Origin of the sequence: Microcoleus sp. CAWBG58, from assembly GCF_020883045.1 — a bacterium.
In the GTDB taxonomy this organism is placed as follows: domain Bacteria; phylum Cyanobacteriota; class Cyanobacteriia; order Cyanobacteriales; family Microcoleaceae; genus Microcoleus.
In genome coordinates this window covers 52,940-67,384 of record NZ_JAHRFA010000021.1, presented here as the reverse complement: position 1 = coordinate 67,384, position 14,445 = coordinate 52,940, and the positions used below count along the sequence as shown (strand labels likewise).

Genomic DNA, 14,445 nt, shown 5'->3' with positions numbered 1-14,445 from the left:
TGCTGCTTAAACAATTGAGAGTTAGCAGTTGGCAGGAAAGCATTTGACAGCGAGGTTTTAAACAGTTAATACTCAACGCCTGTAATTCTTACTTGCTAAATTTAGTTAGGACAGGGATGGGCTTCTCGCATCCCCTGTTGTTATCAGAAAGAATTGGTTGAAAGCACCAACCCCGCTCGGGAGAAATTTAAAAAAGACGATTCATTACTCCAATCCTCTTCCTTCCAGGTAGAGGTCGCCCTCAATTGTCAACTGTCAACTGAAAAGTCTTGCCCAATGTTCGCAATTGAATCGATAGAGTTCATATTGCCAGCGTTCGTGAAACTCTGCTACAGAAATATGCAATGCTTGATTGATGCGTTCCTTTTCCCGATATAATATCCATTTGGCAGTTTGAAATCTATCCCAATCAATTTGCCAAATTGCTAATCTTGCCGTATTTTTTTTGCTATTGCTGTGAATTGGTTTCCATCCTATAGATTCCCAATCGTTAATTTGTACTGAGTAATGCAAGATATTGGGGTTGTGAATGTCGCAATGATGGAGTAAGCTTCCGTAATGCCGATGGAAATTATTAATAATAAGAATATCGTGAAATTTTTAAATAATTTTATTATTATACTCCTATTTATAGCGATTGCTAAGTAATTGAAGCACGCAGGCGATCGATGGCTAATGACTAATTACTAATTACCAATTACAAAGTGTACTTCATGTTACTGAGAAAAGGGATAGTCATACTATTGGGGGATAATAAATCATCCGATTGGGTGAGGCGGAGTCGAGAGTTTGTGGCTGTATTATTAAACGGTTATTTTCAGGGAATCTATCAATGAAGTTGCAAGCTCTGTTCGCTGGTTTAGTCAGTCTGACAGTTTTAGGAAGCGGTTTATTGGCGGTGGAATCTGCGATCGCCCAACCAGCCTCTGTTTTTAGGCCGCTGATTGACGATATTCGTCGCCAATTGCCGAAAGGCTTGAAAATGCGGCTGCCTGCGTCTATCCCCGCTACTCCAATACAGCTTTATCCTTTCATTGAGTCCGATGGTAAAGTATTTAAAGTTAATATCGGAATTAAGCCGGACTGCGCTAAATCTGCGAATGCTTCGTCTTGCACTGTCGGAGTATTCGCTGTGGTTTCACCCGCTAATTCTAAAAATTGGCCTGGGCAAGATCAGGATATTTCGCCAATTAATTTGAGTGGTGGAATTCGTGGCTACTATTTAGCAAAAGGTGGTGGCAGAACTATTTCTTGGGAACAGGAAGGACTCAGATATGCCGTTGCGGTATCGGGGAGTGCAGTGTCTCAACAGCAGTTGCTGGATCTTGTTAATTCGATGGTGAGTCAACCGGCGATCGCCAGTATTCAATAATCGCACAAATCTAAAATTCTGAATTGCTCAACAATCTGACTATTTTTTGGGCATCGTTCAATTCGCCGACTATTCGCCGCACGGGTTTCGGCCAGATTTTAATTAAAGTGGGAGTTGCTGAAATCTGATCTGCTTCTGCTTGTTCGGGATGTTTTAACACATCGATTACTTTCAAAGTGTAGGGGCGATCGAGACATTTCTCTAGGAATTGGTATAAAGTTTCGAGGGTGCGTTCGGTGCTGGGGTTGCTCCCGGAAACAAACAGCCGCAAAACGTACCCTTGGGTTGGTGGCGGTGGGGTGAGTCCTGTTGGTTTGGTTCCCGGGAACAGCGGAGATTGCCGAAAGTGGGAGGGAGGTACGATCGCAGAATTGCCAGAGTCCGATCGCCCAACGTCGATCGGATATCGTACAACTAAGTCGTGATTTTCCCAAAGTTCGGGGAATTGTTCGTGATAAGTGGCGATCGCCATTGGTTCGCAGATTTCGTCGCTGCGGGCTTCCCAAACCAAGTCGCTCGTGCCAAAAATGGCATTTAGCAGCGTTTGATGTCGCAGCACCGGGGGGTATGCCTCGGCTGCCACCCGCAACTGTCGATCGGTGCGATCGCGCCAGCAGTCAACTGTTGCCGTGTAGCAAGGTATCAGAAAATGCGGCGGTTCCGACAAACCGAGTATCTCCTGGAGAGCAACGCACAACTGCAAGTGCCACTGAGTTTGCTTGCGGGAGTCTATACAATAGATTAAGTCTCCCCCTGGTGTAAACAGTGCAATGCCTTTGAAAAATTCTGGCAAAATCGGGCGATCGACTTTCATAAAAATAATACGGGATGCGGGAAACGAGCGCGTCTTTAGACCTGAGAGGAAAGCGACGCGAGGGACTTCAGTCCCCGTGTTCTTGAAAATGTGGTATAATTTGAATTGTGAGTAAGAACAAAAACATCTACGTGTTGAAACATCCTAGTATCGGAGAAATCCCTGCAACTTAGTACGCAAGAGTGAGAGGTAACACAAAAAGAGCGGTGGGATGGCAGGATGTTGAGCGTACCGTGTCTTGGCAAGCGTGATGGATTCTGAAAGCATTGGAAATAACAATCATTAGCTAGTAACTATCGCTTGACGATTGGTGACTAGGTAGACGGCGTTTGACGGCCGTAACGAGATTAGATTTAGGTAATACACGCTTGTCTAATTCTGTCAGTAGAATCGAGCGTGGCGTTGACTCCCTGAGAGTGTCAATGAAGTACCAATAGACTTGCATTGCATAAATCTTTGATTGATAGATCAACCGCAGATGCAAGGCAGATCAACGCAGATAATTTCAAGACTTGAGAGCGATTTTTGCAATGCAAGTCTAATAACAGTTAACTATTAATTAATAACAGTTAACTGTTAACACTCGACCTTTAGACTCGACCTCGGAGCATCTGGGCCATTTCGTTGGGGAACGGTGAGTTTTCTACAGCCAGTTCTTCAGTAATTCTACCTTCTTGATAAAGGCCGTAGAGCGACTTATTCATCGTCGTCATGCCTTCATAAGTATCTTTGATCATGATTTGATTGATTTCCTCATTCTGTCCCTTCAGAATGTATTCCTTAACCACGTCGGTATTGATCATCACGTCGTGGAAAGCAGCCCGTTTGCCGTCTGTGGTTTTGCACAGCAGTTGAGCAATAATCGCCACTAGGGATTCGGAAATTGAAACCCGTATGGCGTCCTGTTCTTCCGCCCCGAACATATCCAGAATCCGGTTCAGGGTTTTAACTGCACTGTTGGTGTGCAGAGTTCCTGCAACTAAGTGACCTGTCTGAGAGGCTTTGAGGGCAATTTCCACCGTCTCTCTGTCCCGAATTTCTCCTACTAGCAGCATATCCGGATCTTGCCGCAGAGCACCTTTGAGAGCACTCATAAACTTGAGGGTGTGTCTGCCGACTTCCCGGTGCTTGATCAAGGATTTTTTGCTTTCGTGTACGAATTCTACCGGGTCTTCGATCGTGATGATGTTGTAGGCTTTATTTTTGTTGATGTAGTCGATCATGGCGGCCAAGGTGGTCGATTTGCCAGAACCTGTGGGGCCCGTCACCAAAATCAGCCCTTTGTGGTAGCCACATATTTTCTTAAAGACTTGCGGCAGGTTTAATTCCTCCAGCGTCATTATTTTGGCAGGAATTAGCCGCAGCACCATCGCCGGGCCGGCCAAGGAGTCCATGCAACTGATCCGAATGCGGACGAAGCCGAAGTCGAAAGCACCGTCAAAGTCTAGGGTTTTTTGGAAAATTTCAATTTCTTCATCGCTCATGCACTCGCGCAGCCAGCCAAAAAACGTATCTAAATCCGACGGTGGATAGCCGATATCGGCTATCTCGCCCCGGTTTCGGAAGCGCGGGAATTCGTTGACTCCGAGGTGAAGATCGGATACTCCTTCTTCTTTGGCTCGCATTACCAACTCTTTCAAAGTCGGAATTTTGTTGTTGCTGGAATTTTTAGGTGTGGCGAAGGATTGGGGTGCTGGTGCGGGTGGCGGCGGTGCTGCTGGTGCGGGTGGCGGCGGTGCTGCTGGTGCTGGTGGTGGCGGTGCTGGTGGCATTCCTGCTGCTCTGGGAATGCCTGGAGCTGGAGGGCGTGGCAGCCCTGGGGGTGGGGGAGCTCCGGGTACGGGCGGACGAGGAGCTGGCGGATGCTGTTGTGTCATATGCGCTACTGGGAATTTGGTGAGAAGGCTGACTCGAACAGTTGACACTCAAGGCGCGTAAACGCACTGAGATTCTTTAGAAGGAGATATCCACCGTTGGACATTGCTCGAACCGCTACTCGTAGAGCTGCTTACTCGAACTCTACCGCAGCGCGACAGGGGGTGCCAATTCCCACTACTCTCTCCGCTATTTCTAGCATTGAGGCTACTTTGATTTGTTGTGAGTGATTCCGTCGCCCCAGAGTCTTTACTTGCAAAGGCTAGAGGTAGGGTATTATTGGATACCAGTTTAACCATGTCGGTTAAACGTCTTTTAACTACAAAGTCCAATTGCTAGGAGTTTCACCTTACTTTAGAGGTCAACGTGTGTGTGTCTATTTTAACACACTTCCCACATATAAAGCCGTTCTGTAAGGCTTGCGCTGAGCTTGCCGAAGGAACGGGGTTTCCACCCACATTTTCTGATGATTTGTGGAAGTTAGACAATGCCGATCGCCCGAAGAGCGTTTCTTGCACAAAAGCTTAACTGTTCCGATCAGTTTATCTCAAGAGGGGGTCGCAGCAAGGAAATATTCTGCTGTTTGCACGCGGGCGATCGCTCTGGCCCTACAATCGAATATGGATTTTCGACATTTTTGAATATTTTTTTAAAGGGAAAGACTTTTCCTGAAAAAACAGTATAAATAGATACTTGACCGAACTATTCAGGACTTACACCTATGGATTCTGTCGATCGGGCTTTTAGTTCAGCCCTGGATTTGGCGAAGTCGATTCGCGATCGGGAAATTTCGCCCCTAGAAATTGCCAATGTGTACTTGGAACGGATCGATCGATTAAACCATCAACTTGGTAGTTATTTTACAGTAACTGCCGATCGGGCGATCGAGCTGGCGACAGCGCAAACCGAACACCTAGCAGGCTTAAACAAGTCAGAGCAATTGCCGCCTTTTTTCGGAGTGCCGATCGGCATCAAAGACTTGACACCAGTTACCGGCATTCCGTGTACTTACGGGGTTCAGGCTTTGCACAGTAACATATCTCCCTACAACGAGTCAGTAGTCTGGCGGATCGAAGCAGCCGGATTTAACATTCTGGGGAAAACAGCAACCTCTCAAATAGGCTCATTACCTTACAGTGAACCCCCAGGTTTCCGGCCCGCGCGCAATCCCTGGAATTTAGACTACACGCCCGGAGGTTCCAGCGGCGGCTCAGCGGCGGCCGTAGCGGCGGGTTTATGTGCGATCGCCCAAGGTTCAGACGGCGGCGGTTCGATCCGAGGCCCAGCTTCCGCCTGCGGTTTAGTGGGCATTAAACCCTCGCGCGGGCGAGTTTCCTGGGCGCCAGTCGGAGATTACCTAAGCGGAATTTCTGCCAACGGCCCCCTCGCCCGCACCGTGGCTGACGCCGCCGCCCTGTTGGACGTAATGTCAGGCTACACCACCGGCGATCCGTACTGGCTACCAGACCCAAATCCCACGTTTTTAGAGGCTTCCGGCCAAAAGTTGGGCAAACTGCGAGTTGCTTTTTCTACCAGTATTGCTCCCGTGGGTGAGGCAGCGCCTGTGTGTCAGCAAGCGGTACTCGATACCGTAAAATTACTGACAGATTTGGGTCACGATATCGAACCGGGATGCCCGGATTTTACAGGTTTAATCGAACCGTTTACAGTAATTTGGCAGTCAGGGGCGGCAGCAAGCGGCATTCCAGGCAAGGTTTTGGAACCGATGAATCGCTGGTTGTTGGAAAAAACTGTTGCGGCTGGGGAATATTTGCGGGCGGTGAATCAAATGCAGGTAATTTCACGGCGGATTGTGGGATTCTTTGAAAATTTTGATGTGTTAGTTTTGCCGACTTATATGCACTCGCCAATTGGCATCGGGGAGTGGGCGGATTTGAGTTGTGAGGAAACTTTGCAGCGGATTATTAATTGGGTTGCTCCTTGTCCGCCATTTAATGCGAGTGGTTTACCTGCGATCGCACTTCCGGCCATCTTAGATGATAACGGTTTGCCCGTAGGAATTCAAATTATCGGGCGGCCGGCGGCGGAAGCAACTTTAATTGCTTTAGCAGCGCAGATAGAAGCGGCGAAACCTTTCCCAGTTTTGGATTTTCAATAGGTTTGTAGTGAGGACTTTAGTCCTTCTTTGATGCGGACTAAAGTCCTCACTACGAACTTTAGCCAGGTTTGTAGTGAGGACTTTAGTCCTTCTTTGATGCGGACTAAAGTCCTCACTACGAACTTTAGCCAGGTTTGTAGTGAGGACTTTAGTCCTTCTTTGATGCGGACTAAAGTCCTCACTACGAACTTTAGCCAGGTTTGTAGTGAGGACTTTAGTCCTTCTTTGATGCGGACTAAAGTCCTCACTACGAACCGGTTCAGATTGCCTAATTCAACGGAATTGTGATAACAAATTCCGCACCTTTTCCCGGTTCAGAAATACACTCGATCGCACCGCCGTGTTTTTCGACTACAATTTGATAGCTAATCGACAATCCCAATCCCGTACCTTTCCCCTCCGGCTTAGTAGTAAAAAACGGATCGAACAATTTACACCGCGTTGCTTCAGCCATCCCCGGCCCATTATCCTTAATCCGAATCACCGCAAAACTCTCAGTTTTTTCCCCTCTTACTTCTTCCTTATTCCTAACATCCGTTAAATCCGCTACATCCGTTACATCCGTTACAAAATCCCTTGCCGAACTTTCCTTGACTTCGGTATAAATTGTGATAATATTAGGATGCTTATCAATGTCAGCATAAGTGCGTGAAGCGCAGCTATCCCGTAGGGAATCGCAATTAAATTCATCCAAAGCATCGATCGCATTTCCAAGCAAATTCATAAACACCTGATTGAGTTGTCCGCTGTAACATTCAACCGCAGGCAAATCACCGTATTCTTTAATAACTTGAATCGCCGGACGTTCCGCATTAGCTTTTAGGCGGTGCTGTAAAATCATTAACGTACTCTCGATACCTGCGTGGATGTCAGCAGATTTTTTGTGGGTACCGTCAACGCGCGAGAAATTCCGCAATGATTGCATGATATCGCGGATGCGATCGATTCCTAACTGCATGGAACCCAGCATTTTCGGCAAATCTTCCATCAGATAATCGATTTCCATATCTTCTGCTGCTTCTGCAATTGCTGGTACAGGGTTCGGATAGTGCTGCTGGTAAAGATTGAGAATGCAAATCAAGTCTTGTACGTAATCGTTAGCGTGGTGAAGATTGCCGGAAATAAAGCCAAGGGGGTTATTGACTTCGTGGGCGACTCCTGCTACCAACTGTCCCAAACTAGAAATTTTTTCCGTTTGCACGAGTTGAGCTTGGGTTTGCTGCAACTTGTGCAAAGATTGTTCTAATTGCTGCGATTTTTCTTGTGCTTGTGCGTAGAGTTTAGCATTTTCTATAGCGATCGCAACTTGAGAAGTCAGAACGTTTAAAACTTGCAATCTTTCGGGAGAAAATGCACCGACTGCTAAGTTATTTTCCAGATACAGAATGCCTGTGAGTTTGCCCTGATAGATGACTGGATTGCAAATAATTGACTTTGGCTGACTGCTGACAATATATGGATCTTCGATAAACAAGCTGTCTAAGCCTGCATTGTTTAAAACCAAGTCTTTTTGAGTCCGAGCAACATAGTTGACAATCGATACAGGCACATCTCGACTAATTTCCACGGGTAGGGATTGCAAGACTGTTGCTTGATTTTGTTCTGACGTGCAGGTGGCTTGTATCAAAAGACTATCATCTTTGTAGAGCATCAGTACAGCTTTTTGAGCGGCGGCATTTTCTAACAAAATTTTGATTAAACGGGAGAGCAATTTATCCAGCACAATTTCGCTGGTAATTGCTTGAGATGCTTTGACGAATGTGCCGATATCTAAGGCTTTGCCAAAATCGCTGTTGGTGGTTGTGGTAGTTGTGGTGACTGTTAAATCGCGGGTTTTAGTTTCTCGGTTGAGGGTTTGGGCGACTAACTGGGGATATCGGGCTTCTAAATCTTTGACTTTGGCGATCGCTCCCCAGTGGATGTAACCGTAGTATGATTCTGTGAGATAGACTTGAGCGATTTTGTCTTTGTTGCAAGACAAATAAAACTCGGCTGCAAGTTCGTTAGCGAGTGCTTCTTCCTGAATGTATCCCTGCTCTTTTGCTCCTTCAATAGCTTTATCATAATAATTTGCTGCATCCCAATTATTACCCAATACTCGCGCTTTTTCGGCTTCTACGAGGTCGTACTTGTGCTGATAGTTCATGGGGGCGTGGTATGCCCATTTTTGCATTCTTTCCTGATTGGCTGCTACTTGCATCAAGTATTTTTCTTGCTCGGCAATGTCAGCAGTTGGATACACAGCGAGCAGTGCCAGGGAATAGTAAAAATTTTGAGCAGCAATAGGCATCCACCCACCCATCGATTGCAAATATTTTGTAGCTATTGTTGCGCTATTAACAGCACTACTAAATTCTTTAAACAAATACAAAATCATGGATTTCACAAAATATGTCGTACATAGCATCCAAGCATCATTAACCGCTTGCAACTCCGGTAACATAGTTGTTTCATCAAAACTCTCACCAATCAAACAAGTCTTATCTGCTGCTAAATCTCGTAAATTTAAATTCAGTTGTCTCCACAGACTGATACTGGAGGCAACATAATCAATTTTGAGCTGGCGTAACAAATTAATATAACTAATTTGCTGGCGTTCTAAATCATCGAGATTCTCTCCCATGAAAAACAAAGAAATGACGTGGTTAAAAGCACAATAGCCAGCATAAAGTAAATTACCTGATTCCAGACCAGTTTGAAATCCTTCCAGCAAATTAGCGATAGTTTCTCTTTGATGCTCTTTCCAGGGTTGAATGCAAGTATTAAATTGATTAAATACTTGGCATTTCAGAGAATTTACACCATATTTTTGTAAAAGCTTAACAGCGAGTTGTCCGGCCTGATATCCTTTCTCAATGTCTCCCATGCCACCGCACAGAACTAAACCATAAAAACTGTAGGAAATAGCAGATAGTGGTGAATGACCTTCTAACATGCAAAGATTAATCTGAGCCAATATAACCGGCAATAAAATTTCAGGTTTATACAACAATAATGGTGAATTAATTGACACCAAAATCCGAAGAATTGCGAGTTGTTTGGGGTCTGTAATTTCTGGCAAATTATCCACTTTTTCTATCTGTGGTAGTTGCACATTCAGATGCTCGCATTCCAGGATATCAGAGAGAGAGATACCCATCATTTCTAAAGCTTCTAGTCCCGTATTTATAGCTTTTAAACACTGAGTTTGAGCTATATACATCTCTATTTTTAATTCGTATATTTTTACTTTGTCGAGAAGACTTTTAGCTTGTTCCAAAATGACAGAAATTAACTTTTCTGACTGTTCAAAGTTAGTATTGAGATACTCGGCTTCGGCTGCTTCTACGTGCAGGTTCAGCGTCAAGTCATAATCAGTATCCCAACTTGAGCTTGTACCGACGGGGGACTGGGAGGAGTTAATGAGTTCCAAACTGACATTCAAATACCTGACAGCAGCTTCGTAAGCATTGGATGCTTTGGCTTTTTTTCCAGCTATAAAATTCAGTTTTGCCAGTTCATATTTTTCGGTTTTATCTGTGAGCAATTCAACACCCACATTCAATTGATTGACAATATCAAATACGTTTTCGTCAATCTCAGAATCCGGAGTATTTTCTAGCAGCAAACGACCGATTTTGACGTGAGTTTCTTGTTTCTCACTTTCGGGAATTAAAGAATAGGCTGCTTGCTGCACTCTGTCGTGCAGGAATTTATATGAAATCTTGAATTCCCCGTAGGGGCAGTGCCCCCGTGCCTGCCCTCCCCGTGCCTGCCCTCCCCGTACCTGCTGCGATAAATTCTCCGATTCCCAGCCTCCAACCAGCGGAATTTTGTAAGCATTACTTAACGGGAGAACCAATCCAGTTTGCAGCGCCGCCCAGAGTTCGCTAGCCACTTGCGCTGGAGATTGTTTGCTGACAATTGACAAGACATTCAGGCTAAATTTATCGCCAATACAAGCCGCAAATTTTAAGACTCGTTGCGTGGTTTCCGGTAGTTTTCCGATGCGGCTGGCTACCAATTCGACGACACTTTTGTCAGTAATGCCGATCGCCTGAATCTGCGCTAAATCCCACTGCCAACTACCGCTGCTCAACTCAAAGTGTAACAGATTTTCTTGATACAGGGCTTGCAAAAGTTGCGTGATGAAGAAAGGATTACCGCCGGTTTTGTGGAAAATCAACTCAGCCAGCAATCTCACCTTGTCGTTAGCCGTGAGAGTATCGGCAATTAATTCGCAAACATTGCCGAAATCCAGCGGTTGCAAGACAATATTATTAACAGGAGTACCAGTTTTGGCAATTTGCTCGATCGCCTGTACGAGCGGATGAGTCGGATTAACTTCATTATCCCGATAAGCACCAATCAACAGCAGATATTGACTTTCCGAATTGCCAAGCAACAACTGCATTAAATTCAGCGATGCCGAATCAGCCCACTGCAAATCATCTAAAAAGATTACTAGCGGATGTTCTACACGAGTAAAGACGCCGATAAACTCTTGAAAGACTCGATTAAACCGATTTTGAGATTCCGCAGCCCCGAGTTGTGGTACTTCCGACTGTTTGCCAATAATTAGTTCAATCTCTGGAATTACGTCAGCAATTACAGCACCGTTTGCGCCCAAAGCCGCCGCTAACTTTTCTCTCCAAGCTTGCAATTTTTCGCTGCTTTCAGTAAGCAATTGTCCGATTAAAGACTGGAAAGCTTGAATCAAAGCTGCATAGGGAATGTTGCGCTTAAATTGGTCAAATTTGCCGTTGATAAAATAGCCGCGATGTCGCACAATTGGCTTGTGAACTTCATTGACAATGGCGGTTTTGCCAATGCCAGAATAGCCGGAAACTAGGACTATTTCGCTTTGAGAACGAGTAGCTAGATTTTCCGATTTTTCTGGGAGTTGTGTGTCTGCAAGCCCGCTAACTCGTTCAAAAGCAGCGAGCAGGCGATCGACTTCGGCTTCTCGTCCGTAGAGTTTTTGAGGGATTGACAGTTGTGGCGAGCGATCGCACTTTCCCGGTACAAAATCAGCAATTTCCCCAGTTGTCTGCCAAGAATTCAAACAGTTTTCTAAATCTACCTTAATCCCCTCTGCTGTTTGATACCTATCTTCGGCATTTTTTGCCAACAGCTTCATCACAATATCCGAAACAACTTGCGGAATTTTTTCATCATTTTCTGCATTTTTGCTGCATTCACAAGGCGGTGCGGGATGTTTGGCAATATGACAGTGTACCAGTTCCAAAATATCGTTGCTGTGAAACGGCAATTCGCCTGTCAGCATTTCGTAAAATGTCACACCGAGGGAATAGAAGTCGCTGCGATAATCTAAAGTGCGGTTCATTCTCCCGGTTTGTTCGGGAGACATATAGGCGACTGTACCTTCAACTAAGTTAGCGCTGTTAATTTGGGGAGTTTCTTTGCTCAGCCGGGAAGCGATGCTGAAGTCGGTTATTTTAACTATTCCTATTTCCAGGTTGATGATAATGTTGGATGGTTTGATGTCTTTGTGGATGATGCCGTTTTGATGCAGCGAGTTGAGTGCTGATGCTAGCTGAATGCCAATGTTTAAAAATTCTGTTAAGTCAAGCTTTTTCGAGATAATTTGGTTGAGGGAGCGGCCGCCAAAGTCTTCTGCAATTAGGGCGAGACGGTTTTGAGAGGTTTCGAGGCTGTAATATTTGACGATGCTGTCTGCGTGTAAATGCTGAGTAATTTTATATTCGTTTTTTAAGCGGGTAATTTGTTCGAGGGTGGGAAATTCTGCTTTGAGGATTTTGATGATGACTGGTTGTTCGTCTGATTCTCTAATTGCTCGGTAAACGCTGGTATTGAAGCCGTCAGATATGGAGGTGCTAATGCGGTACCCTGGCAGTGTTAACGTATTCATTGAAATGCTCCTTGTAGGTGATTTTTAAAATGCCGGTGGAGACGATATAATGCGAGTGGTGACGATCGCACGAGACTCGGAAAATTATTGTGATGCAAAAGTCAGTAATATCGCGAGGTTTTATTTCCAATAATAATAGTGAATATCAAGTATTGCGTCAACCGCAATTTTGCTTAGTAAATTAAGCCAAATGGCTATCTTTGATTGGCAATTATACTTAATACGAGCATTGCGATCGATCGACATTTAAACATACCGAGAGGCTTTGTCGATCGCACCCCGAGACAATTTATCGACATCTAGAACAATTTCTCGGTATCTGGGAGAATTCTAAGAATATGATGATATCCAGTCTAGATTGAAAAAAGATGAGCATTAGACCAAATTTAAGATGGTTTTCGTCAGTGGCGAGTGTTTGTAGCGCGATCGCGATCGGCACTTTCGGCGCTATGATATCCCCTGCAAAAGCTACAGAAACAGTTGTTGTCCGCAAAGGCCCTTTAGAATCGTCTATTTCGGTGGCGGATTTGCGCGAGCTCGCAAAAACCGGAAAAGTCCCCCCCAGACTGCAAGCCTACGCGAATCTGCTGTCTGACGCACAGCGCAGTCAAATTTTGGGAGCACTTCAAGCGAAAATCCCTCTCAATGTAGTTGGTTTGAGCAACTTGCTAAATACGCGCATCGGGACTGCGATTTTGACGGATTTGACTACAGTGATACCCAGGGGCGACGGTGCGGGTGTGGAAGCGCTGCGAGCGGCTTTGGTGCTGGGAGCGAATGCGCCGGAAGGCTTATCTGTATTGAGTTTCATTGAATCTTATCCGAGTTCGCGGGTAGTCGTGGATCTCGATCGAGCTTTCGCAGTTTTGAGCAACTTAAACTCGGGTTTTTGGCAAACTCAGAGGTTTATGGCCGCGATCGCACCTCAATTAACAGCCACTAAACCCGCCTTTAACCCGCCTTTCGACCCGACCCAACCCGGCCCGAATTCGGTTCGGGTTCTCAAGCTAGATTTGAACGATAGCGCCCGCAATCGGCGTATTCCTGTTGATGTCTATTGGTCGAGAGCAGCGACGGCCGACAAACCGACGATCGTGTTTTCTCACGGTTTGGGTTCGGTGCGGACGGATTTGCGTTATTTAGCCGAGCATTTGGCGTCCTACGGCTACGTGGTAGCTGCTGTAGAACATCCGGGAAGCAACGAAACAAATACCAAGGCTGCGATCGCGGGTAAGTCTCAGTTGCTCGCTTCTGGAGAGTTTTTAGACCGTCCTAAAGATATCAGTTTTGTGCTCGACGAACTGGCAAAATTGAACCAAACGGATGATAACTTGCAGGGGAAAATTGCGATCGAGCGATCGATGATCGTGGGCTATTCCTTCGGTGGCGCCACAGCCTTGTCCGTAGCCGGTGCCGAACTGCAATTGAGCCGGCTCAAACAGCGCTGTCAGGGGGATTTAATCGGGTTTAGCTTGGGCGAAGGCATTCAGTGCGCGGCGGCCCGATTGCCCCAAGAACGGTATCAATTGCGGGATGTGAGGATTAAAAGGGCGATCGTCATGAATCCCACCACATCATTACTATTTGGAGAAACTGGTTTAAGTGCCATTCAAATCCCTACATTAATAGTAGCATCTTCAGCCGACAAAACCACACCCGCCTTAGTCGAACAAATTGCCGGCTTCACCAAAATTTCCAGTCCCAAATGGCTAGTGGGCTTTGTAGGAGGAACCCACTTAAGCGTCAAAGATCCGAGTACAACCTTAGACCAAGTTAGCAGACCGAGTACAGTAATTTCTGGCGATGAAGTTGTCGGCGAGAAAGCAGTTAGCATCCGCAATTATATTAAAGCTATCAGTCTGGCTACTGCCGCTCAACTAACGACCGAAGCTGACAAATATGCAGTCTTTCTCACCCCAGAATACGCGCAATTTGCTTCTACAAATGCAATTCCGGTGCGTCTAGTAACAGAAATTTCTTCGGAAACTAATGCAGTCGTGCAAAGTTTTATTCAGCAGAGTCGTTAGTCGTTACCTAATAATATCATATCCAGTGCATTACCCTGAAAAAATGGTTCGTAGTGCGGACTTTAGTCCGCAGCTTTTTGCGGACTGAAGTCCGCACTACGAACCTTACTTACAGCAGAGTCGTTAGTAGTTACCTAATAATATCATATCCGGTGCATTACCTTGAAAAAATGGTTCGTAGTGCGGACTTTAGTCCGCAGCTTTTTGCGGACTGAAGTCCGCACTACGAACCTTACTTACAGCAGAGTCGTTAGTCGTTACCTAATAATATCATATCCAGTGCATTACCCTGAAAAAATGGTTCGTAGTGCGGACTTTAGTCCGCAGCTTTTTGCGGACTGAAGTCCGCACTACGAACCTTACTTA

The 14,445-nt window shown here is 45.6% G+C and carries 8 protein-coding genes; 4 read left to right on the top strand and 4 right to left on the bottom strand.

Annotated features, from left to right (window positions below; translation table 11 throughout):
* Positions 1-255 precede the first annotated feature (255 nt).
* Positions 256-513 carry a hypothetical protein gene (locus QZ918_RS11905; RefSeq protein WP_293147488.1) on the bottom strand — a complete coding sequence of 86 codons (258 nt, stop codon included), beginning with the start codon at positions 511-513 and terminating at the stop codon, positions 256-258.
* Positions 514-832: 319 nt separating this feature from the next.
* On the opposite strand from QZ918_RS11905, the gene QZ918_RS11900 reads away from it, so the two are divergent.
* Positions 833-1,372 (top strand): hypothetical protein, encoded by a 540-nt coding sequence (locus QZ918_RS11900; protein ID WP_293335075.1) that lies wholly within the window; start codon positions 833-835, stop codon positions 1,370-1,372.
* A 10-nt stretch (positions 1,373-1,382) separates the two neighbouring features.
* On the opposite strand, the gene QZ918_RS11895 is transcribed toward QZ918_RS11900, so the two are convergent.
* Positions 1,383-2,186 (bottom strand): circadian clock KaiB family protein, encoded by an 804-nt coding sequence (locus QZ918_RS11895; RefSeq protein WP_293147484.1) that lies wholly within the window; start codon positions 2,184-2,186, stop codon positions 1,383-1,385.
* A gap of 590 nt (positions 2,187-2,776) precedes the next feature.
* Complete coding sequence (locus QZ918_RS11890) at positions 2,777-4,063, bottom strand: PilT/PilU family type 4a pilus ATPase (protein ID WP_527250398.1); 1,287 nt, start codon at positions 4,061-4,063, stop codon at positions 2,777-2,779.
* A gap of 471 nt (positions 4,064-4,534) precedes the next feature.
* Here QZ918_RS11890 and QZ918_RS11880 point away from each other — a divergent pair, with 471 nt between their 5' ends.
* Entirely contained in the window at positions 4,535-4,702 is a 168-nt protein-coding gene (locus QZ918_RS11880) for a hypothetical protein (protein WP_293335067.1), read from the top strand.
* An 80-nt stretch (positions 4,703-4,782) separates the two neighbouring features.
* Complete coding sequence (locus QZ918_RS11875) at positions 4,783-6,180, top strand: amidase (protein ID WP_293335064.1); 1,398 nt, start codon at positions 4,783-4,785, stop codon at positions 6,178-6,180.
* A gap of 268 nt (positions 6,181-6,448) precedes the next feature.
* On the opposite strand, the gene QZ918_RS11870 is transcribed toward QZ918_RS11875, so the two are convergent.
* Positions 6,449-12,052, bottom strand: a complete 5,604-nt coding sequence (locus QZ918_RS11870) for a trifunctional serine/threonine-protein kinase/ATP-binding protein/sensor histidine kinase (protein ID WP_293335061.1) — start codon at positions 12,050-12,052, stop codon at positions 6,449-6,451.
* Positions 12,053-12,420: 368 nt separating this feature from the next.
* Here QZ918_RS11870 and QZ918_RS11865 point away from each other — a divergent pair, with 368 nt between their 5' ends.
* The gene (locus tag QZ918_RS11865) at positions 12,421-14,079 is read left to right on the top strand and encodes an alpha/beta hydrolase (RefSeq protein WP_293335058.1); all 1,659 of its coding nucleotides are present in this window, start codon (positions 12,421-12,423) and stop codon (positions 14,077-14,079) included.
* The last annotated feature ends 366 nt before the right edge of the window (positions 14,080-14,445 follow it).